24 protein-coding genes are annotated in these 21,729 nt (G+C 59.2%); 11 read left to right on the top strand and 13 right to left on the bottom strand.

Annotated features, from left to right (window positions below; translation table 11 throughout):
- Positions 1-102: 102 nt before the first annotated feature.
- The 3 genes from ACA061_RS16230 to ggt form a co-directional block, all read right to left on the bottom strand.
- Positions 103-1,116 carry a lysozyme inhibitor LprI family protein gene (locus tag ACA061_RS16230; RefSeq protein ID WP_497299625.1) on the bottom strand — a complete coding sequence of 338 codons (1,014 nt, stop codon included), beginning with the start codon at positions 1,114-1,116 and terminating at the stop codon, positions 103-105.
- 192 nt (positions 1,117-1,308) lie between these two features.
- Positions 1,309-1,842, bottom strand: a complete 534-nt coding sequence (locus tag ACA061_RS16235) for a cysteine hydrolase family protein (protein WP_150604198.1) — start codon at positions 1,840-1,842, stop codon at positions 1,309-1,311.
- 66 nt (positions 1,843-1,908) lie between these two features.
- Positions 1,909-3,636 (bottom strand): gamma-glutamyltransferase, encoded by a 1,728-nt coding sequence (ggt, locus tag ACA061_RS16240; RefSeq protein WP_210553047.1) that lies wholly within the window; start codon positions 3,634-3,636, stop codon positions 1,909-1,911.
- Between the two features lie 151 nt (positions 3,637-3,787).
- Between ggt and ACA061_RS16245 the strand changes: the two genes are divergently transcribed.
- Positions 3,788-4,303, top strand: a complete 516-nt coding sequence (locus tag ACA061_RS16245) for a methylated-DNA--[protein]-cysteine S-methyltransferase (protein ID WP_497301950.1) — start codon at positions 3,788-3,790, stop codon at positions 4,301-4,303.
- Between the two features lie 302 nt (positions 4,304-4,605).
- Positions 4,606-5,601, top strand: coding sequence for an IS110 family RNA-guided transposase (locus ACA061_RS16250; RefSeq protein ID WP_497299626.1), 996 nt, complete (start codon positions 4,606-4,608; stop codon positions 5,599-5,601).
- A gap of 49 nt (positions 5,602-5,650) precedes the next feature.
- On the opposite strand, the gene ACA061_RS16255 is transcribed toward ACA061_RS16250, so the two are convergent.
- The 3 genes from ACA061_RS16255 to ACA061_RS16265 all read right to left on the bottom strand — a co-directional run bounded on the left by ACA061_RS16255 (position 5,651) and on the right by ACA061_RS16265 (position 7,658).
- On the bottom strand, positions 5,651-6,241 hold the full coding sequence (locus tag ACA061_RS16255) for an NUDIX domain-containing protein (protein WP_150604195.1): 591 nt from the start codon (positions 6,239-6,241) through the stop codon (positions 5,651-5,653).
- A gap of 122 nt (positions 6,242-6,363) precedes the next feature.
- Positions 6,364-6,999, bottom strand: a complete 636-nt coding sequence (locus ACA061_RS16260; RefSeq protein ID WP_497299627.1) for a lytic polysaccharide monooxygenase auxiliary activity family 9 protein — start codon at positions 6,997-6,999, stop codon at positions 6,364-6,366.
- 221 nt (positions 7,000-7,220) lie between these two features.
- Positions 7,221-7,658 carry a hemerythrin domain-containing protein gene (locus tag ACA061_RS16265; RefSeq protein ID WP_497299628.1) on the bottom strand — a complete coding sequence of 146 codons (438 nt, stop codon included), beginning with the start codon at positions 7,656-7,658 and terminating at the stop codon, positions 7,221-7,223.
- Between the two features lie 148 nt (positions 7,659-7,806).
- Between ACA061_RS16265 and ACA061_RS16270 the strand changes: the two genes are divergently transcribed.
- A complete protein-coding gene (locus ACA061_RS16270) occupies positions 7,807-8,232 on the top strand; it encodes a GNAT family N-acetyltransferase (RefSeq protein ID WP_210553050.1) in 426 nt (141 codons plus the stop codon).
- Positions 8,233-8,355: 123 nt separating this feature from the next.
- On the opposite strand, the gene ACA061_RS16275 is transcribed toward ACA061_RS16270, so the two are convergent.
- Positions 8,356-8,706, bottom strand: coding sequence for a hypothetical protein (locus tag ACA061_RS16275; RefSeq protein ID WP_150597235.1), 351 nt, complete (start codon positions 8,704-8,706; stop codon positions 8,356-8,358).
- A 134-nt stretch (positions 8,707-8,840) separates the two neighbouring features.
- Between ACA061_RS16275 and ACA061_RS16280 the strand changes: the two genes are divergently transcribed.
- The 8 genes from ACA061_RS16280 (at position 8,841) to ACA061_RS16315 (ending at position 13,551) form a co-directional block, all read left to right on the top strand.
- Positions 8,841-9,170 (top strand): DUF6388 family protein, encoded by a 330-nt coding sequence (locus ACA061_RS16280; protein WP_210553051.1) that lies wholly within the window; start codon positions 8,841-8,843, stop codon positions 9,168-9,170.
- A gap of 25 nt (positions 9,171-9,195) precedes the next feature.
- Positions 9,196-9,900 (top strand): YoaK family protein, encoded by a 705-nt coding sequence (locus tag ACA061_RS16285; RefSeq protein ID WP_210699764.1) that lies wholly within the window; start codon positions 9,196-9,198, stop codon positions 9,898-9,900.
- A 184-nt stretch (positions 9,901-10,084) separates the two neighbouring features.
- Positions 10,085-10,477, top strand: coding sequence for a sulfurtransferase complex subunit TusD (gene tusD / locus ACA061_RS16290; protein ID WP_210553053.1), 393 nt, complete (start codon positions 10,085-10,087; stop codon positions 10,475-10,477).
- Between the two features lies 1 nt (position 10,478).
- Entirely contained in the window at positions 10,479-10,835 is a 357-nt protein-coding gene (gene tusC, locus ACA061_RS16295) for a sulfurtransferase complex subunit TusC (protein ID WP_497299629.1), read from the top strand.
- Positions 10,835-11,128, top strand: coding sequence for a sulfurtransferase complex subunit TusB (gene tusB, locus ACA061_RS16300; RefSeq protein WP_497299630.1), 294 nt, complete (start codon positions 10,835-10,837; stop codon positions 11,126-11,128). Before tusC ends, tusB begins: the two co-directional genes overlap by 1 nt.
- Positions 11,125-11,460: a TusE/DsrC/DsvC family sulfur relay protein gene (locus tag ACA061_RS16305; RefSeq protein ID WP_497299631.1), complete on the top strand. Its 336-nt coding sequence runs from the start codon at positions 11,125-11,127 to the stop codon at positions 11,458-11,460. The genes tusB and ACA061_RS16305 overlap by 4 nt, the downstream gene beginning before the upstream one ends.
- Entirely contained in the window at positions 11,457-12,458 is a 1,002-nt protein-coding gene (locus ACA061_RS16310; protein WP_210699762.1) for a glycosyl transferase family protein, read from the top strand. The genes ACA061_RS16305 and ACA061_RS16310 overlap by 4 nt, the downstream gene beginning before the upstream one ends.
- Before the next feature lie 91 nt (positions 12,459-12,549).
- A complete protein-coding gene (locus ACA061_RS16315) occupies positions 12,550-13,551 on the top strand; it encodes a glutathione S-transferase family protein (RefSeq protein ID WP_497299632.1) in 1,002 nt (333 codons plus the stop codon).
- A gap of 94 nt (positions 13,552-13,645) precedes the next feature.
- Here the strand turns inward: ACA061_RS16315 and cysG are convergent, their stop codons facing one another.
- The 6 genes from cysG to ACA061_RS16345 form a co-directional block, all read right to left on the bottom strand.
- Positions 13,646-15,040: a siroheme synthase CysG gene (cysG, locus tag ACA061_RS16320; protein WP_497299633.1), complete on the bottom strand. Its 1,395-nt coding sequence runs from the start codon at positions 15,038-15,040 to the stop codon at positions 13,646-13,648.
- Complete coding sequence (serS, locus tag ACA061_RS16325) at positions 15,041-16,321, bottom strand: serine--tRNA ligase (protein WP_150592299.1); 1,281 nt, start codon at positions 16,319-16,321, stop codon at positions 15,041-15,043.
- 15 nt (positions 16,322-16,336) lie between these two features.
- Entirely contained in the window at positions 16,337-16,711 is a 375-nt protein-coding gene (crcB, locus tag ACA061_RS16330) for a fluoride efflux transporter CrcB (RefSeq protein WP_150615234.1), read from the bottom strand.
- Complete coding sequence (locus tag ACA061_RS16335; RefSeq protein ID WP_042559848.1) at positions 16,711-18,033, bottom strand: replication-associated recombination protein A; 1,323 nt, start codon at positions 18,031-18,033, stop codon at positions 16,711-16,713. Before ACA061_RS16335 ends, crcB begins: the two co-directional genes overlap by 1 nt.
- Before the next feature lie 193 nt (positions 18,034-18,226).
- On the bottom strand, positions 18,227-18,847 hold the full coding sequence (lolA, locus tag ACA061_RS16340) for an outer membrane lipoprotein periplasmic chaperone LolA (RefSeq protein ID WP_042559849.1): 621 nt from the start codon (positions 18,845-18,847) through the stop codon (positions 18,227-18,229).
- Positions 18,848-18,912: 65 nt separating this feature from the next.
- The gene (locus tag ACA061_RS16345) at positions 18,913-21,321 is read right to left on the bottom strand and encodes a DNA translocase FtsK (protein WP_150604183.1); all 2,409 of its coding nucleotides are present in this window, start codon (positions 21,319-21,321) and stop codon (positions 18,913-18,915) included.
- Between the last annotated feature and the right edge of the window lie 408 nt (positions 21,322-21,729).

Here is a 21,729-nt window from a genome sequence, read left to right on the forward strand (position 1 = left end):
GCTCGTCGGGGGAAAGACTGAAGTGGGCAATTCGTGAAAAAATTTCGCTCAGCAGTGCCGCCAATCGATGAGGTTGGATGCTGCTGCGCAGGCCGTTGGGGGTCAGGGCATGAAATCCACGAGGAGATCCTGGTGGTTTTTCATCCGTTCATTCCAAGCCTGCAGCGCGTCAGGCAAGCGCGATTTCCACTGCGGCGCGTTGGTGTAATAGCGCAGGCGCGCATGGCCATTGGCATCGTAAGTCTGCAGCAGCACCCAGAACCGGGCATCGCTTGAACGCATGACGATGCCGGTGCTGCCCAGGCCGCGCATCCACATTTCCACGACCTGACTGTCCGGCACATCGGTTGAAGGCTCAGCCGTCATCAACGAGCCGGATAATTCCACCAGTTTTTGGTAATCGTCCTTGAGTAGCGTGCGCAGGGCCTGATTTTCCTCCGGCGTTCGCGCCAGGCCGAGGCTGAGCATGTCGTAGTCCAGCGTCACCGGCTGCTGCGAGGCGACAAAACGACCGGTGTAATACACGCCCATTCCGGCGCTGCAATAGCCACCGGCCGCGACTTGCGAGATATCCAGCACGCCGTTGATGGGCGTGAAGCTGAGGGTGCATTCGTCCTCTGCGTATAGGGCTTTACCGTCCTTGAGTGTTGCAACGCCGTCCAGATCACCGGAGTTGGCCCCCTCACCCGCCGTGATGTCGACACTGATGTGCGTGGCATCAAGCCGTTTGGTGACCACCGTCGCAGACGTCGACGGGCCGGGCGGAATGAGTTGCCAGGTCGCGTCCCAACTGAAGGGCTGAACGGCGTGTTCGAGTTCGGCCAGACGCATGACGTACTGTCGACGCAAACAGGCCGCCGAGTCGCCACAGGCGTTGCGACTTTTCAGCCATTGCCGTTGATCTGTCTTCAGGGCTTTGGGGTCAGCGGCTTTGGCCAGGCTTGAGCGCCACTGCTGGGCGAGTTTTTCGTCGAGCCCCGAAAGGTAAGCGTCGGCACAAATGGCTTTTTCAGTTTTGCCGCTGGCGCTGGCGCAATCGAAACTGCTGGCGTTGACGAAGGGTGCAAAAGCGAGAGATGTCAGCAACAAAACGTGACGGGGGTTGAAAGGCAACATCGAGAGATTCCATTCTTCAGACGGCGGGCAGTATGCCAGTGCTGTCGTCGGAAATCCTCGGTGGGCGCAGGGGCTTGGCCGAACACAAATCCTGTGGGAGTGAGCCTGCTCGCGATGGCGTCCTGTCAGTGAGTGATGTTCTGGATGACAAACCGCTATCGCGAGCAGGCTCACTCCTACAGATTTTTGTGGTTAGAACTGGATTTCCGCGGCGGGTTTTACATCGATCCGCGCCACCGAGCCGGTCAGGTGCGCGAGATCCTTGTTGTGCTCGCCGATGATGTCTTCGGCGCTCATGTTGCCGTTGTCGACGGTGGAATGGGCGTCGGCCGCCAGCACCACGTCGTAACCCGATTCATGGGCCTGGCGCACGGTGGCGTTGACGCAGTAATCGGTTTGCAGACCGCAGATCACCAAACGCTCGAAATCTTCGCTCGGCAGCAGTTTGCGCAGATCGGTCTGGTAAAACGAATCCCGGGTGGTTTTGCGAACGCGCAGATCTTGCGGGGCCGTCTCAAGCCCTTCCGCCAATTGCCAGCCTTCGGCACCGTGGGCCAGTGGACTGTCCTTTTCTTCATGCTGAATCAACACAACCGGAACGCCAGCCTTTCGCGCGCGGTTGCTGAGATTGTTGATGGTGTCGATTACGCGGTGGATGTCGTGGCATTGGTATTCGCCCGAGCACAGAGCGCGCTGGACGTCGATGATCAGTAATGCGGTGGTCATGATGGGCCTTCCTTGATCAGTCCTTGAAACAGGGGCGGACGTACGCCCGCCCCCTTTTTACGCCTCTCAGTAACCCAATGACAAGCCTGTATTGCGCCGTGGATCGTTGGCGCCGTAGAAGCGGTTTTTGCCGACCGGTTTACCGCCAAGCGACGGTGCGCCCACCAGAATCGCGGCGATATGGTTGGCATCCTGCGGCCCGGCGAACTTGTGGCCCCAACTCTCGAGAATCTTCTTCGTGTCGGGACTGGCGGCGAAGTCTTCGAGGTTGGTTTCTTCCGGCATCCATTGCTGATGGAAACGCGGCGCATCGACCGCTTCCTGCAAGCCCATGCCGTAGTCGATGACGTTGAGCATGGTCAGCAAAGTCGCGGTGATGATGCGGCTGCCGCCCGGCGTACCAACCACCATGACCACTTTGCCATCCTTGGTGACGATGGTCGGGCTCATCGACGACAGCGGTGCCTTGCCCGGAGCAATGGCATTGGCTTCGCCCTGCACCAGGCCGTACATGTTCGGCACGCCGACTTTCGAGGTGAAGTCGTCCATCTCGTCATTGAGGATCACCCCGGTCTTGCTCGCCATTACACCGGCACCGAACCAGTCGTTGAGCGTGTAGGTGACCGAGACCGCGTTGCCCCACTTGTCGACGATCGAATAGTGAGTGGTGTTGCTGCCCTCATGGGGCGCTGTGCCGGGTTTAAGTTCGGCGGAGACACCGGCCTTTTGCGGCTGAATGGCGTCACGCAGCTTGGTCGCGTAGTTCTTATCCAGCAGGTGCTCGATCGGGTTCTTGACGAAATCCGGATCACCCAGATAGCTGTTGCGATCAACATAGGCGTGACGCATTGCTTCGATCTGATAGTGCATACCCTGGGCTGAATGGAAGCCCAGATCCTTCATCGGATAACCTTCGAGAATGTTCATGATCTGGCAGATCACCACGCCACCGGAGCTTGGCGGTGGCGCCGATACCACGTGATAGCCACGGTAATCACACTCCACCGGGGCCAGTTCGCGGGTCTTGTATTTGTCGAGATCGGCCTGGGTGATGATGCCTTTGTTCGCCTGACTGGAGGTCACGATGGCGTCGGCCACCCAGCCTTTATAAAAGCCGTCAGCGCCCTTTTCGGAAATGGTTCGCAGGGTTTTGCCGAGGTCTTTCTGCACCAGTTTCTGCCCGACCTGCATCGGCTCGCCATTGCTGAGGAAGATCGAGCCGGAATCGCGCATGTCCTTCTTGAACACGTCGGTGGCGTACTCCAGCAACTCGACGTCGCCTTGCTCCAGCTCAAAACCGTCTTCAGCCAGTTTGATGGCGGGGGCAATCATGTCCTTGCGCTGCTTGGTGCCGTACTTGCTCAGCGCCAGTTCCATACCAGACACAGTGCCCGGCACGCCGACGGCCAAATGGCCGCGGGTACTCAGCTCCGGGATGACGTTGCCTTCCTTGTCGAGGTACATATTGGCGGTGGCCGCCAGTGGGGCTTTTTCGCGGAAATCGAGGAACGTCTTGCGCCCGTCTGCCAATTGAATGGTCATGAAACCGCCGCCACCGAGGTTGCCCGCAGCGGGATAGACAACCGCCAGCGCATAACCGACCGCGACCGCCGCATCCACGGCGTTCCCACCGTTTTTCAATACATCGACACCGACATGCGTGGCCAGATGTTGCGCGGTGACCACCATGCCGTTTTCCGCGGCAACCGGTGCCACCGAGGCGGCGTGAGCCATGAGACAGCTGAGTGCCAGTGAGGTCGCTATCAGCGATTTGGCCAAAGGTTCGTACTTCATGAGTCGATCTCTTTTTTGTTTTTGGGGGCTGTGCAAAACAGAGGGGAACGCGTCAAGAGCAACAAGCAGTATGGTCGGGATTGCGTATTGCGCCTCCCCGATCAACCCGTATGCTGGGCGCTGTTGCCGCACCGATTCGGAGTTTGCTCGCATGTCTTTTACCTTCATCACCCTGCCCTCGCCGGTCGGCGAACTGAAGCTGGTCGCGAACGGCGCTCGACTGGCGGCCATCCTCTGGGAAAACGACCGACCGAACCGCGTGCGACTCGGGCCGATGACCCAAGCACCGGACAATCCGGTCCTGCTGAAAACCGCTCGGCAACTGGAAGAATATTTTGCCGGGTCGCGCAATTGCTTTGAGCTCGAGCTGGATTTTGTCGGCACGGATTTTCAGAAACAGGTCTGGGCCGCCTTGCTGACTATCCCGTTCGGGGAGACCCGCACCTATAGCCAGATTGCTCAACAGATCGGCAACCCCGCGGCGGTGCGTGCAGTGGGCGCAGCGAATGGGCGCAACCCGATTTCGATTGTTGCGCCGTGTCATCGGGTGATTGGCGCGTCCGGGAAATTGACCGGGTTTGCCGGGGGGCTTGAGGCGAAGGAGCGGTTGTTGAGGCTCGAGGGTGGTGATTGGTCGGAGATTGGCAGCACTGGGGATTTGTTTTAGAAGATCAAAAGATCGCAGCCTGCGGCAGCTCCTTGTATGTTGCCCTCACACCAGTCGATTGAGATCTAAGCTCGCTGGTGCGGACATACGAAGATGTGTTTCTGGGGGAGACCGATCGCTCCTGAAGGCAGGACTTGCTCCTGACCTTGTCTGTAGAGAGGTCCCCCCGCCTCATTGCCCACCACGAAGAGTATCGAGAAGCCGACAAGTCGGACTTCGCATTACAAGGTTGCAGTGGCATGAAGTTCGAGGTCAGGGGAACCAGAATGCATTTCTAACCCAGTTCACTCGGAGTTGAAAGCATGAGCATGCATGTCGGTTTGGATGTGGGGTCTCGTACGACCGCCATGGGCTGGCGCAACCACGGCCGTTTTGCAGGGGCCTGCAACATCGACCAAACGCCCGCCGGGCGTAAAGCAGCGGTCAACAAGCTGCTCGAGCTCAAGCCTTTATCTGTGGTAATGGAAGCCACTGGCATCTATTACCTGGATTTGGCCATGGAGCTCACTGCAGCGGGTTTGCCCGTTTCGGTTATCAACCCGAAGAGCTTTCATAACTTCGCCAAGCTGATGCTGAAGAACAGCAAAACCGATGCGATCGATGCCCAATTGTTAGCCGAATACGGCGAGCGCATGAGCCCCGGATTGTGGACACCACCCACGGCCGTACAGTTGGAACTTCGGGCTATCGGAAGGCATATCAATCGTTTGACGTGTCATCGCACCCGAGCCAAGAACGAGCTGCATGCGCTGAAAGCCACTCAAACAACCCTAACGATGTTGATTGAAGACGAAGAAGAAGCCATTGAGGCATTTGACAAGCGAATCGAGCGCTTCAGACTCGCAGGTCGGGCGCTGATCGACAATTGCCCGACGCTAAGCGCCCAGTTCGGGCACATGATCGCAGCGCCGGGCATGGGCGAAATTTCAGTATTTGCGGCACTGGCTGAATTGACGACCTTGCCAGTGACACTTAAGTCCGCGCAGGTCAGCCGACATGCAGGACTCGATGTGCGGCTTACGCAATCAGGTACCAGCATCGATAAACCTGGACGGATAAGTAAGGGCGGAAACGCCTACCTACGCTCAGCGATGTACATGCCAGCGCTGACTGCCATACGTTGCGACAGCAACGTGAAAGCCTTTTACGAAGCGTTGATCGGGCGAGGGAAGAGAAAAATGCAGGCTATCGTCGCCGTCATGCGCAAATACCTGACCGGTTTGTGGGCCTGTATGCGAGCTGGCGAAGACTTCAATACGGCCAAGCTTTTTAGCGAAAAACACCTCGCAAAAGCTTGACCGTGAACAGAGTATCTACAGGGGAACACCGAAGGCTGCGGCCGTTGCTTTACAGGTTGAACAGGTTATTCATCGCCGCGTATTGCAGCAGCATGATGGTCTTGGCATCACAGATCTCACCTCGATGGAAGGCTGCCAGCGCTTCATCGAATGACCACTCCAGCACCTCCAGTTCTTCGGTTTCTTCTTCCAGACCGCCACCGTCGCTGACCTTCGAGGCCGAGTCGTACTCGGCAATAAAGAAGTGCAGTTTCTCGGTCACCGAACCGGGGCTCATGTAGGCCTCGAATACCTTCTTCACGTCATGTACGCGATAGCCGGTTTCTTCCTCGGCCTCATCGCGAATCCGCTGTTCCGGGGCGGCACCCTCCAGCAAGCCGGCCGCCACTTCGATCAGCAGACCATCATGGCCGTTGACGAACACCGGCAAACGGAACTGCCGGGTCAGCACCACAGAGCGCTTCTCGCGGTTGAACAGCAAAATGGCAGCGCCATTGCCGCGGTCATACACCTCGCGCGTCTGACGCTGCCATTCACCGTTATTGCGGTGGTAGTCGAAGGTAATTTTCTTCAGCAAATACCAGTCATGGGACAACACCTGAGTGTCGACTATGTTGACCCGCTCGGCTGTGTCGCGCATGACGCCTGATCCTTTTTTCATCGAGAGGCCGCCATGGTCGAATAATCGCGCCAATTAAAAAAGCCCGGCAGCGCTACCGGGCTTGTTTATTTTCAGCTATCGAGCAGTTGCCGCAGCTGCCGTTATTTGAAGTCGACGTCGAACGCCTGATAGAAGGCGTTACCGGTGTTGGCAACGATCCACATCAGCACGATGACGTGATGGCCTTTCTTGCTCGCCGGCAGTTTCACCGAGTGGTTGACCTTGGCTTTCAGCTCTGCCGAATGACTGTAGTAAGGCACCTGAGTGTAGAAGTCCTCAAAGAACGGTTGTGCTTCCAGCTGCGCACGGGTGATGCGTTGTTTCGGATCCCAGCCGTCCTTGGTGATCAACCAGCGATAGCCACGGGTGGTGTGCGGCGCGGTGTATACCCATTTGACCTCGAGGATCTGACCCGGGGTGACATTGAGCAGCGGCCACGTGAATGGACGATTGAGTTTCTTGCTCATTTCCTCATGGGTGAAGTTCACGCAATCGCGCGCATCAGACTTGCCGCCGCTGAGAATGTAGCCGTCTGCGGGCGGGGCGACACTGGCGGAGTCGGTTTGGTAGGGTGACGGAAACGGTCCGGCAATCAGCGCCGGAAAGTTCTTGCCGCCTTCCATTTCATTGACCTGCCAGTCGCCCAGCAGCCCTAGATCAATGGCCACCGAGCCGCGGCTTGCTGGAGAGGTGACACGACCGTGTCGCAGTTGGGTTTCAGGGTTTGCTTGATTCATGTTTTTCACTCCGTTGATTTAAGAACTCTCCTTCCCGAGGAGAGGCCTTCAAGCTAACGGAGGTGATTTTTTTGTCCATCGGCGGTTTTGCCGCGCTCGTCGACCGTCACGCTCAAAATACCAACAAACACTGTATGCATATACAGCGTACTGCGAAAACACCCACACCGCGTATGGCAAAAGGATTACACGCCGACGCTGCAAAAGCCGCCCTTCTCAACTCAACCTAACTGAGCTTTGAACTCCTTTTCGTATTCCCCGGCCAACTGTTCTTTCTGCTTTTCGCTAAGCAATTTGCCGGCCATCTGGAAGAACTTCTGCTCCTCTTCCTTGAGGTGGTGATGGACCTTGTCCGAGAGCTTTTTGGCAGTCGCCAGCCATGCCGGGCTAGACATCTCGGTCTCGTCCAGCTCTTCCATCATTTCGTCCATCTCATGGTGCTCGGCGATGGCGTGCCGGCTAAGGTCAACACCGTTATCGAACGCCATCAGCGGGATATAGAAGTGGCGTTCCTCGGCAGTTTCGTGGGCTTGCAACTCGGCTTTGAGCTGCTTGTACGCCTCGGCCCTTTCAGGGGTATCGCCACTGGTTTTGATCAGGTTTTCGGCGTAGCTGCGCTGGCGATCATGGCTTTCACGAAGGGCTTCGAAAATATTCATGGAGGGTCCTCATCAATCGCGTTCTGAAATGACGCTGTGAATGCTAGACCGCAGCGCGGGAGCGACGGTTCCACGGGGTTGAACAGGGGCTTGGAGGACACCCCTCGCGCAGGATAGGCTGGGGGCTCACACCACAAGGAAGTCCTGCATGAACTTGCGCATCGAGTTGTCGCAAAACCCCACGGAAGAACAACGTCAGGCCATTCTCCAGCCTTTGATCGCCTACAACGACGCCCAGACGGGTGGCTCGAAATCGGAGCCCTTCGCCCTGATGGTGCGCGATGAGCACGACGCGATTCTCGGCGGATTGTATGGTCGGGTGATTTTTCAGTGGATGTACGTTGAATTGCTGTCAGTCCCGGAGCAGGGTCGGGGACAGGGAATCGGCTCGGAGCTGATGGTCATGGCCGAAGCGATGGCCAGGGACAAGAACTGCCTGGGCATCTGGCTGGACACCTTCAGTTTTCAGGCGCCGGAGTTCTACAAGAAGCTTGGGTTCAGCCAGTTCGGGGAGATCGTTGACTATCCGCCTGGGCACAAGCGGCATTATTTCCAGAAACGCTTGATGGGTTGAATCGACTGGCCCCATCGCGGGCAAGCCCGCTCCCACAGGTTTTGTGAGCGACACATACATTGTGGGAGCGGGCTTGCCCGCGATGGGGCCATTGAAGTCACCGCATAGGGCAACTGACTGACATTAGAGACAAGTCGCCAACGCCGCCAACCGTCGCTTGGCAACAAAATCATCCTTCTGCGCGTAGTAGTTCAACACCGTGCCGGAGGCATCCGTACTCACATCGACAAACGACTCCGCCGAGCGCGTGTACACCGTCGAGCCGCCCTTCTTGCCCGGCTGCAGATAAGCCCCGGCATCGACGCCGAACACGGCTTCGTCCTGCCAGGCGAATTGCACGCACTGGGCCACGTTTTTTTCGGGTTTGTTCGAGGTCAGAACCTTGTTTGGGGTTTGGGTGCGGGCATTGTCCATCACCGAACCCGCGCAACCGGCCAGCACCGTCGCGGCCAACGCCACCATCAGAATTCGCATTGCATTCGCTCATTCACAAAAAAGCGGACTGTATCACCGCAGCAGTAGGAATCGTTCTGCTTTACTGCATTTATAGCGCGACACGCGCGGGCAGCTGCGGCAACCTAAGGTCATCAGCCTCACAAGGAAAACACATGGCGCCTACCGACCAGCGACATGAACACGCTCTGAAACTGTTTCTCGACGCGCACCCCGACTTGCGCGAAACCCTCGACCATCTCAATCCATTGCTGGCCCAGGCCAAAGGTGAAACCCAGGCGCAATATCGCGAGGAGCGCCTGCATGAGGCGTTTGAGGCCGAGGCGGAAAGTCGAGGCTTGTTTGCCTGGGAACTGACCTTGCAACTGACGGCCGAGACGCCTGAAGAGTATCAGGCGCAACGTCTGGAAGTGCATCGCGAAGTCGCGGAAATGGCCGGGATGGATTGGCTGGAATACTGCGATCTGTATGGCATAGAACCGTAATCATTGCTCAAGGATATCCGCACCGATGCTGCCCTCAACCTCGACCCACCGTGCCAGTCCCGGCCATCTGCACAAGCAGAAATGGCGCGGTCGTGTGGGACTGGCGCTGGTGGCCAGCCTGTCGGTGCTGGCCGGGATGACGGATGCTATCGGCTTTATGGCCAGCGGCGATTTCGTCTCGTTCATGAGCGGCAATACCACACGCCTGGCCGTGGCGATCAGTGATGGCGACATGGGGCTGACGTTGCGTCTGGTCATTCTGGTGGCCACGTTTGTCCTCGGTAATGCCCTGGGCGTGGTGGTCGCAAGGCTGGGCGGGCGGCGAACGCTACCCTTGCTGCTGTGCATCGCCACCCTGCTCTGCATGGCGGCAGCGTTACCGATTGAGGCACAACTGCCGGCGCTGCTGGCGGCAATCATCGCGATGGGCATGCTTAACGCCGCCGTCGAGGAAGTGAACGGCCTTCCGGTCGGGCTGACCTACGTGACCGGGGCGCTGTCGCGATTTGGACGTGGACTGGGCCGCTGGATGCTCGGCGAACGCCGCGGCGGTTGGCGAGTGCAGTTGGTGCCGTGGAGCGGGATGTTCATTGGCGCGATTCTGGGTGCGCTACTGGAACATCATCTGGGGCTCAAGGCGATGTTCGTCAGCGGTTTGCTAGCGGCAGTGGTGGGGTTGCTGTCCCTGACAATTCCCCGACGCTGGCAATTGGGCTACATGCCCCGTTGAGAACACGATCCCCTGTAGGAACTGCGGCACGCTGCGATCTGTTGATCCTGCTTTTCAAGATCAAAAGATCGCAGCCTCGTTTCACTCGACAGCTCCTACAGGGTTATGGCCAGAAGCAACTTGGGTTTCGCGACTGCGCCGATAAAGCTTTATCATGCCCGCAGTTTTGCTGATCGAGTCCGTCATGAAGTTCGCCATTGCGCTGTTTTCCGCCGCCCATGCGCCCTCCTCGCGCCGAGCCCTGCTGTTTGCGCAGGCCGCACTGGCCGGCGGGCATGAGATTGTCCGGCTGTTTTTCTATCAGGACGGCGTCTACAACGCCTCTGACGCGGTGGTCACGCCGCAGGACGAGCTGGACCTGCCCAAACAATGGCGCGCATTCATCAGCGAGCAACAACTGGATGGCGTGGTGTGCATCGCCGCCGCCCTGCGCCGCGGGGTGCTGAATGCCGAAGAGGCCCAGCGCTATCAGCGAGATGCCGTGTCCGTCAGCGCACCATGGGAATTGTCTGGCCTCGGTCAGTTGCATGACGCGGTGCAAGACGCCGACCGCCTGATCTGTTTCGGAGGGTCTTGAGATGGCCAAATCCTTGTTGATCATCAGCCGCCAGTCGCCGTGGTCCGGCCCTGCTGCCCGCGAAGCGCTGGACATCGTGCTGGCCGGCGGCGCTTTCGATCTGCCGATCGGCCTGCTGTTTCTCGATGACGGCGTGCTGCAACTGGCCGCAGGGCAAAACGCCAAGGTTCTGCAACAGAAAGACCTGAGTGCCAACCTGCAAGCGCTGCCGATGTTTGGCGTCGAAGAGCTGTTCTATTGCGCCGACAGTGCCAGCGCTCGCGGCCTTGGCAAATTGTCGCTGGACGAAGCAGCACCGCTCGCCCCCGAGCAAATCACCGCCCTTATTGACCGTTACGACCAGGTGATCACCCTCTGATGTCGACTTTGCATGTGTTGTCTCATTCCCCGTTCGGCGACGATCGCCTGAGCAGTTGCCTGCGGTTGATCGGCAGCGCTGATGCGTTGCTGCTATCCGGCGACGCGGTCTACGCGTTGCAACCGGGTACCGCGCCGTTTACCGAACTGCAAAGCCGCCAAATCAGATTATTGGTTCTGGCCGAAGATATGGTGGCTCGCGCCATCGACACTCCGGACTGGGCCGAAGCCATCGATTATCCGGCCTTCGTCGAGCTGTCGATTCACCACGACAAGGTCAACAGTTGGCTATGAATTCCATGACCGTCGGCGCCCGCGCCATCGAACTGGACAAGGACGGCTTTCTCGTCGACCTCAGCGATTGGTCGGCAGACGTCGCCAGTGCCCTCGCCGCCGCTGAAGACATCGAATTGACCGCCGAGCACTGGGAAATCCTCGAACTGCTGCGCAGCTTCTATGCAGAATTCCAGCTGTCCCCGGCCACGCGGCCGCTGATCAAGTACACCGCGCTGAAACTCGGCGTGGACAAAGGCAACAGCCTGCACCTGAACCGACTGTTCAAAGGCACCCCTGCCAAACTCGCCGCGAAACTGGCGGGCCTGCCCAAACCGACGAATTGCCTATGACCGACTATCCAGCGCTGACCCTCGAAACGCCCGCCGAGCATCCATTCGCCCAGTTCGTGCGAATCCTTGGCAAGGGCAAGCGTGGCGCTCGCGACCTGACTCGCGTCGAGGCCCGGGAAGCAATGGGCATGGTGCTCGACGACAAGGTCGAAGACACCCAGCTCGGTGCCTTTTTGATGCTGCTGCGACACAAGGAAGAAAGCGCCGAGGAAATGGCCGGTTTCACCGAAGCGCTGCGTGAGCGTTTGCAGGCACCAGCCTTGAATGTCGATCTGGACTGGCCAACCTACGCGGGCAAGAAGCGGCATCTGCCGTGGTATCTGCTGGCGGCCAAGTGCCTGGCGCAGAACGGCGTGCGCATCTTCATGCATGGCGGCGGCGCGCACACTGCCGGGCGTCTGTACAGCGAGCAACTGCTTGGGGAGCTGAGCATCCCTTTGTGCCGCAACTGGCAGCAAGCGGGTACGGCGCTGGACAACGGCGGTCTGGCGTTCATGCCACTGGTGGACTGGGCGCCGCAATTGCAGAAGATGATCGATTTGCGCAACACCCTGGGCCTGCGCTCGCCGATCCACTCGCTGGCGCGGATTCTCAATCCGCTGGGCGCGCGCTGCGGTCTGCAAAGTATCTTCCACCCCGGTTATCAAGCCGTGCACCGCGATGCCAGCGGTTTGCTCGGCGATACGGCGATTGTGGTCAAGGGCGATGGCGGTGAAATTGAAATCAACCCGGATGCTGACAGCCATCTCTACGGCACCACGGGCGGCGAGAGCTGGGACGAGGAATGGCCGCAATTGTCGGCGCAACGTCACGTCAAACCAGCCTCTCTGGATGTTGAGCATCTGAAAGCCGTATGGCGCGGCGATGTGGTTGACAGCTATCCGCAAATGGCGCTGATTTCGACCATGGCGTTGGCGTTGCGTGGTCTCGGCCAACCCCGTGAGCAGGCGTTTGAGACGGCCGAGCAATTCTGGGCGGCGCGGGATAAATCGATTTAACCGATCATTCGCGCCCGATCTTTGCGCTTTTTGTTCGAACTCATCGGAATAGACTCCACTCCAACGCTTATTGGTTTACGGAGTCTTGATCATGGGTTTACTCGTTGATGGCCGCTGGCAGGACAAGTGGTACGAAAGCAGCAAGGATGGCGCGTTCCAGCGCGAACAGGCGCAACGGCGCAACTGGGTCACCGCCGACGGCCAGCCAGGCCCGAGCGGCGAAGGCGGCTTTGCTGCCGAGGCCGGACGCTATCACCTCTACGTTTCGCTCGCCTGCCCGTGGGCGCATCGCACACTGATCCTGCGCAAACTCAAAGGCCTGGAAAGCCTGATCGACGTTTCCGTGGTCAGTTGGCTGATGCTGGAAAACGGCTGGACCTTCGACACCGCGCTCGGCTCGACCGGCGACAAGCTCGACCACTTCGACTTCATGCACCAGCGCTACACCGCCGACACGCCGAACTACACCGGGCGCGTTACCGTGCCGGTGCTGTGGGACAAAAAACTCAAACGCATCGTCAGCAATGAATCGGCGGAGATCATCCGCATGTTCAACAGCGCATTCGATGGTCTGACCGGCAATGATCTGGACTTCTACCCGGCGCCGCTGCGTAGCGAGATCGATGCCTTGAACGAGCGGATTTATCCGGCGGTCAATAACGGTGTCTATCGCGCCGGGTTCGCCACCTCGCAACAGGCTTATGAAGAGGCGTTCGATGAAGTGTTTGCCGAACTCGATCACCTGGAACAGGTATTGGATGCCAACCGTTATCTGTCGGGTGAGTACCTGACTGAAGCGGATATTCGTCTGTTCACCACGATAATCCGGTTTGACGCGGTGTATCACGGCCACTTCAAGTGCAACCTGCGGCGGATCGCCGATTACCCGAATCTGTCGAACTGGCTGCGTGAGCTTTATCAGTGGCCGGGGATCGCCGAAACCGTGGATTTCCAGCACATCAAGAACCACTACTACGGCAGCCACAAGACGATCAACCCGACAGGGGTTGTGCCGAAGGGGCCGGAGCAGGATTTCACTGTGGCCCATGACCGGGCGCGGCTGAGCGGGAAAGGGGTTTGGTCTAAGGGCTAACCACAAAAGCAAAAGATCGCAGCCTTCGACAGCTCCTACATGAGAATGCGTTCCCTGTAGGAGCTGCCGAAGGCTGCGATCTTTTTGCTTTGACTCAGACTTGCGCCTGAGCCCCTTCAAACCACGCCAGTTTCTCGCGCAGCTGCACCACTTCGCCGACGATCACCAATGTCGGCGCATGCACTTCATGCTCCGCCACCAAACGCGGCAAATCGGCCAGCGTGCCAGTAAAGACCCGCTGATTGACCGTAGTGCCCTGCTGAATCAACGCCGCCGGGGTATCCGCCGAGCGACCATGCTTGATCAACTGCTCGCAAATGACCGGCAAGCCCACCAGGCCCATGTAGAACACCAGCGTCTGCGCCGGCGCGACAAGGTCGGCCCACGGTAGATCGGTGGAGCCGTCCTTCAAATGCCCGGTGACAAATCGCACCGACTGCGCGTGATCGCGATGGGTCAGCGGAATCCCGGCATACGCCGCGCAACCGCTCGCCGCGGTAATGCCCGGCACCACTTGAAATGGAATGCCGTGGGCCGCCAGCTCTTCAATCTCTTCGCCACCACGGCCGAAGATAAACGGATCGCCGCCCTTCAACCGCACCACCCGCTTGCCGGCCTTGGCCAGATCGACCAGTTGCTGATTGATCTGATCCTGCGGCACAGCGTGATCGGCGCGGCGCTTGCCGACATATACCCGCTCGGCATCGCGACGGCACAGCTCAAGAATCGCCGGTGCGACCAGACGGTCGTACAACACCACATCGGCTTGCTGCATCAGACGCAAAGCCTTGAAGGTCAGCAAATCCGGATCGCCCGGACCTGCGCCGACCAGATACACCTCACCGGTGGTGATGGTCGCTTCGCCGTCGATCTTGGCTTGCAACAGACGTTCGGCTTCAGTGCCTTGGCCGGCCAGTTGCCGATCGGCAATCGGGCCTTGAAAGACGTCTTCCCAGAACCCGCGACGCTGCTGCACATCCGGAAACAGGTTTTTCACCTGATTGCGGAAACGCGCCGCCAGACCGGCCAATTGGCCGTAGGTGGAAGGAATCCAGGTTTCGATCTTGGCGCGGATCAAACGGGCCAGCACCGGCGCGTCGCCGCCGCTGGAGATCGCGACAATCAGCGGCGAGCGGTCGACGATGGCCGGGAAGATCACGCTGCACAAGGCAGGCGCATCGACCACGTTGACCGGCACGCAACGCCGATGAGCATCGGTGGAGACCTGTGCATTCAGCGTTTCGTCGTCGGTGGCGGCGATAATCAGCACGCAGCTGTCCAGATCCGCTTCGGCGTAACCGCGCAACAGGCACTCGCCGCCACTGGCGACCACCAATACACGCAGTTGCGTTTCGATTTCAGGTGCGACCACCCGCAGCAGCGCACCGGCGTCGGCCAGCAGGCGGGATTTGCGCAAGGCAATTTCCCCCCCACCGACGACCAACACACGACTGCCGCGCAGGTTGTGAAACAGCGGCAGATACTTCATTTAGCCGATGACCTCAAGGCCACCCATGTACGGCTTCAGTACGTCCGGCACGCGGATCGAACCGTCGGCCTGCTGATAGTTTTCCAGCACGGCAACGAGGGTACGACCGACCGCCAGGCCAGAGCCATTCAGGGTGTGTACCAGCTCAGGCTTGCCGGTTTCCGGGTTGCGGAAACGCGCCTGCATGCGACGGGCCTGGAAATCGCCGCAGTTGGAGCACGACGAAATTTCGCGGTACTTGTCCTGGCTCGGGATCCACACTTCGAGGTCGTAAGTCTTGACCGCGCTGAAGCCCATGTCGCCAGTGCACAGCGCCAGGGTGCGGTAAGGCAGGCCCAGCAACTGCAGGACTTTCTCGGCGTTGGCAGTCAGGCCTTCCAGCGCTTCCATCGAAGTCGATGGCTCAACGATCTGGACCATTTCAACCTTGTCGAACTGGTGTTGACGGATCATGCCGCGGGTGTCACGACCCGACGCGCCCGCTTCGCTACGGAAGCACGGCGTGTGCGCAACAAACTTGATCGGCAGCAGTTTCGAATCGACGATTTCGCCAGCAACAATGTTGGTCAGCGACACTTCGGCGGTCGGGATCAGGTACAGATCGGCTTCGCCTTCGCGGGCGATCTTGAACAGATCTTCTTCGAACTTCGGCAGTTGACCGGTGCCTTGCAGCGCCGGGGCCTGGACCAGGTAAGGCGTGTAGGCCTCTTCATAGCCGTGCTCGTTGACGTGCAGGTTGATCATGAACTGCGCCAGTGCGCGGTGCAGACGAGCAATCGGGCCACGCAACAGAGCGAAACGTGCGCCGGACAGCTTGGCGGCGGTTTCAAAATCCAGCCAGCCGAACTTCTCGCCCAGGGCTACGTGGTCTTTGACTTCAAAATCAAACGCAGTCGGCGTACCCCAGCGGCGCACTTCAACGTTGTCGTCTTCGTCTTTGCCGACTGGAACGGATTCGTGCGGCAGGTTCGGGATGCCGAGCAGGATCGAGTCCAGTTCGGTCTGGATCGCGTCCAGTTCGACTTTACCGGCGCTCAATTCGCCTGCCATGCGCTCGACGTCCGCCATCAACGGCGCGATGTCTTCGCCGCGCTGTTTGGCCTGACCGATGGATTTGGAACGCGCGTTACGCTCAGCCTGCAGTGCTTCGGTGCGGGTCTGGACGGTCTTGCGCTGTTCTTCCAGCGCTTCGATGCGCGCGGTATCCAGGGCATAGCCACGGGAAGCCAGGCGGTCCGCTACGTCCTGAAGGTTGCTACGTAACAGTTTGGAATCGAGCATGTCGGTTTCTCGTTATCAAAGTTTGGTCAAAGACAGGCCAGCCCACGTTGCGAGCAGCCCGCCGAATACGCTGAGTGCCGCATAGCCCAGAGCCAGCGGTACTTGCCCGCTTTCCAGCAGGCGCACCGTATCCAGTGAAAAGGATGAAAAAGTCGTCAGCCCCCCGAGGAAGCCAACCATCAACCCGGCGCGTACCTCGATCGGCACTTCCGGGCGTATCAAAAACAGGCCGTACAACACGCCGATCAGCAGACAGCCCACGATATTAACGGCCAGCGTCGCGGTATAGAAGTGCCGCGGCCAATTGGCGGTGACCCAATTGCCGGTGGCGAAGCGCAACAACGTGCCGGCGACCCCGCCGACGGAGACCGCAACAATCAATGGAATCACTATTTTCTCCGCTGTCTTGGGCTTAAACGATCGAGTTGCGCGAGGTGATTGAGCTTTTCGCCGATCTTCAACTCAAGGCCTCGGGGCACTGGCTGATAGAACGGGATCGGCTCAAGCTCTTCCGGAAAATAGTCTTCGCCCGCGGCGTAAGCGTCCGGCTCGTCGTGGGCATAACGGTATTCATCGCCATAACCCAGTTGTTTCATCAATTTGGTCGGCGCGTTGCGCAGATGCAGTGGCACTTCCAGCGAGCCGTTTTCCGCGGCGGCGCGCAGCGCGGTCTTGAAGCCCATGTACACCGCGTTGCTTTTTGGCGCACAGGCCAGATAGGTGATGGCCTGGGCCACCGCCAACTCGCCTTCCGGGCTGCCGAGGCGCTCCTGCACTTCCCATGCAGCCAGACACAGGCTGAGGGCGCGGGGGTCGGCGTTGCCGATGTCTTCGCTGGCCATACGCACCACGCGCCGGGCCAGGTACAGCGGATCACAACCGCCGTCGATCATCCGCGCGAACCAGTACAACGCACCGTCGGGATTGGAGCCGCGCACCGATTTGTGCAGCGCGGAGATCTGGTCGTAGAACGCTTCACCGCCCTTGTCGAAACGCCGACGGGTGTCGCCGAGCAGGCTTTGCAACAGTTCGGTGCCGATCTCGCTGTCATCTTCGGCAAGGTCGGAGGCGTTTTCCAGCAGATTGAGCAGACGTCGGCCATCGCCATCGGCGGCGGACAGCAGCATCTGGAAGCCTTCGTCGTTCAACGTCAGGTTACGTTTGCCCAAGCCGCGCTCTTCAGTCAGCGCGCGATGCACCAATTTGCGCAGCGCCGCTTCGTCGAGGCTTTTCAGAACGTAGACGCGGGCCCGCGACAACAGCGCGTTGTTGAGTTCAAACGAAGGATTTTCAGTGGTGGCGCCGATGAAGATCAGCGTGCCGTCTTCAACGTACGGCAGGAACGCGTCCTGCTGGGACTTGTTGAAACGGTGCACTTCATCGACGAACAGAATCGTGCGCTTGCCGTACTGGCCGGCCTGCTGCTTGGCGATTTCAACGGCCTGACGGATCTCCTTGACCCCGGCGAGCACCGCCGAGACCGTTTCGAAGTGCGCATCCGAGACTTCCGCGAGCAACCGCGCCAGCGTGGTTTTACCCACGCCCGGCGGCCCCCAGAAAATCATCGAATGCAGAGCACCCTGCTCCAGCGCCTCACGCAGAGGTTTGCCGCGAGCCAGCAGGTGCTCCTGACCGACGTACTCGTCCAGATTGGTCGCACGCAAACGCGCGGCCAGTGGCTGGGCAATCGGTGCACTGCGAAACAGATCCATCACGTAGCGTTGAAACCTCTGATTTTCTGAAACCTGTTGATGACCCTGTGGCGAGGGGATTTATCCCCGATCGGCTGCGAAGCAGTCGCCGCTCTTGGGGCCGCTCCGCAGCCCATCGGGGATAAATCCCCTCACCACAAAAGCCCACCAGGCAGGCCTTTATCACAAAGCCCCCCTCCCACAGGTTCGGGGTTTATTCCTGAATAACGTCAGCGCCCTTAGGGATGTCGAACTTGAACTTCGATGCCGGCACCGGCTCGTTGGCCTTCACCCCGGTGAACAGGATGTTGGTGCGCTGACCAACGCTGTCGATCAGTTGCATGTCATTGAGCAGACCGTTGCGGAACGACAGGCGCAGGTTGTCGAACAGGGTGTCCTTGGTTTTCGGCTTGAGGGTGAAATCGATCACGCCGCCCGCCTCTTTCGCACTGATGTCGAAGCTCTGGCTGATCTTCGACACGTCACCGGACAGCAGCAGCGCCGGGGTCTGGGTCAGACGCTCGTCGAGCTTCTTGATGGTTGCCTGCTCAAGATCCGGGTCCCACAGGGTGACTTTCTTGCCGTCGGAAACCATGGTCTGCTCGGCCGGCGCATTGGTGTGCCAGTAGAACAGGCCCGGACGCTGCAAGGTCATGTTGCCGGTGGTTTCCTGCAACTGCGTGCCGCCGCCATCGAGGGTCAGCTGCGAGAAGTTTGCGCTCAGGGTCTTGGATGTTTCCAGCAATTGGGTCAGACGCGCCACGTCCTTGTCATCGGCGTGGGCCGTGAGGGTGGTCAACGCCAGTACTGGCAACAGCATGCGGATAAGACGCATGGGAGTCCTCTTGAATACTCGTGGGAGAGCGGCGGAACATCATTGTCCCGCCTTTTGCTTTGTTATCAGTCGCGTACCGGGCCCGGGGCCAGGACTTCACGCGAACCGTTGGTGTTCATTGATGTGACGACGCCGGCCATTTCCATGGCTTCGATCATTCGCGCGGCGCGGTTGTAGCCGATCTTCAGCTTGCGTTGTACAGCGGAGATCGACGCGCGACGGCTTTCCAGCACGAACTGCACGGCTTCGTCATACAGTGCGTCCGCCTCAGGATCGTCACCGTCGCCGCCACCGCTGCTGCCTTCAAAGCCGCTGCCCGCCTCTTCGACACCGTTGAGGATGTCGTCGTTGTATTCCGGGGCGCCGCGCAGCTTCCACGCTTCGACCACACGATGGACTTCTTCGTCGGACACGAACGCACCGTGAACCCGGATCGGCAGACTGGTGCCCGGCGGCATGTAGAGCATGTCACCGTGGCCGAGCAGTTGTTCGGCGCCGCCCTGGTCGATGATGGTTCGCGAGTCGATCTTGCTCGATACCTGAAACGCCATACGGGTCGGAATGTTGGCCTTGATCAGACCGGTGATCACGTCCACCGACGGCCGCTGTGTCGCGAGAATCAAGTGAATACCCGCCGCACGCGCCTTCTGGGCGATACGGGCGATCAGCTCTTCAACCTTCTTGCCGACGATCATCATCATGTCGGCGAATTCGTCGACGACCACGACAATAGTCGGCAGCTTTTGCAGCAACGGTGCTTCGTCGTGAATGCTTTCGCGCTTGTACAGAGGATCGCTCAGCGGCTCGCCGGCGTCCTGGGCTTCCTTGACCTTGGCGTTGAAGCCGGACAGGTTACGCACGCCCATCTTCGCCATCAGCTTGTAGCGACGTTCCATCTCGGCGACGCTCCAGCGCAAGGCGTTGGCGGCGTCCTTCATGTCGGTCACTACCGGGCACAGCAGGTGCGGAATGCCTTCGTAGATCGACAGCTCGAGCATCTTGGGGTCGATCATGATCAGCTTGGCGTCTTCCGGGCCGGACTTGAACAGGATCGACAGAATCATCGCGTTAACACCCACGGACTTACCGGAACCGGTCGTACCGGCCACCAGCAAGTGCGGCATCTTCGCCAGGTCAGTGATGACCGGTTTGCCGCCAATGTCGTGCCCCAGCGCCAGCGTGACCGGCGATTTGAAGTTGTCGTACTCGGGCGTCGACAGCACTTCGGAGAAGCGCACGATCTGCCGGTCTTCGTTGGGAATCTCGATACCGACGGTAGTCTTGCCGGGAATGACCTCGACCACCCGCACACTGGTCACCGCCAGGGAGCGCGCCAGGTCTTTTGCCAGATTGGAGATACGGCTGACCTTGACGCCCGCAGCCGGCTGGATTTCGTAACGGGTGATCACCGGCCCCGGATGGATCGAGTCTACGGTGACTTCGACGCCGAACTCCTTGAGCTTGATCTCCAGCAAATGGCCGACCGCTGCCAGCGACTCCGGCGAGTAATTGAGTTGTTTCTTTTCCGCAGGATCAAGGATCGAGATCGGCGGCAAGGTGCCTTCCACAGCACTGTCGACAAACAACGGTGCCTGTTTCTCTTTCTGCACGCGCTTGCTCGGCTCCGGCGCTTTGGTCGGCGCCGGGGCGATGACCGGCGGCACCTGTTTCTCGCGATCGGACATGTGCTTGCTCAGCGCCTGCTCACGTTCGATCAGGCGTTCCTTGACCTTGGCCTGTTCACGCTTGTCGGTGACTGTCGGTGCGACCACATCATGTACGCGATCATCGACTTCACGCAGTTGCGCAACCAGTTGCTTGCGCTCGGTGCGGGCCGACCACCAGCGGTTGAGCGCACCTTGGAACAGTTCGAACAGGTCGAGGGTGATCTTGCCGGTGATGTCCATCACCTTGAACCACGACAGGTCGGTGAACACCGTCAGGCCGAACAGAAACAGCGCAATGAACAGCAACGTGCTGCCCTGAATATTGAATGCGTTCTTCGCCAGATCGCCAAGGCTTTCGCCCAGCGCACCACCCGCGCCGGCTGGCAGACCGGTGGCCGCGTGAAAATGGATATGTGCCAGCGCCGCGCCGGACAGCACCAGAAACACCAGACCGATCAGGCGCCAGGAGAACAGCCAGCCGCTCCACTGCCATGGCTCGTGGCGCTGACGGAAGATCTGATAGGCCTTGACCGCCAGCAGCAACGGAAAGATGTAGGCGAAGTAACCGAGCACCATGAACAGGATGTCGGCGCTGTAGGAGCCCGCCGGGCCGCCGAAGTTCTGCACGTCGTCGATCTTGCTGTTGTGGCTCCAGCCCGGATCGTCCTTGCCGTAGGTCAGCAAAGCCATCATCAGGAACAGGCACAGCGCGCCGATGGCGATCAATGCACCTTCCTTGAGCCGGTAGTGCAACTGTTGGCGCCAGAGCGGAACGACTGTTTTTGGTGCTTCGGTGGATTTCTTCAAAACGCTACTTTTCCTGCGCCCGAGGCGCGTCCATCTATTGAATGACGATAAAAAACTGCCCAATCCAGGCAGGTAAAAAAGTTGACGGGCACAACTGAGACTACTTTTAACACTGAGCCGCGGCTTTTACATACACAGCTATAAACACGCGGCCCAGCGAATATTCTGTAACAGCCCGGCATTGTACGGGTTTGTGCGTCCGATGCCATGCTTCAGACCCGCAGCATTGAGCATAGCCAAGCGCACAAGACCCGCGACTCAATTTGAGCATGCATTGTCTTTTGTGACAAAGGCTTATGAGGTGTATTTGATGAACGTAGCGAAGCATTGACACCCAGCCCCTGCGAACTGCCGCAGATCGCCCGCCAGGCCCGCTGCAGACATGTTCCAGGCCGGCGCGCCGCGCTC

The sequence above is a fragment of the Pseudomonas sp. LBUM1668 genome (assembly GCF_059695715.1).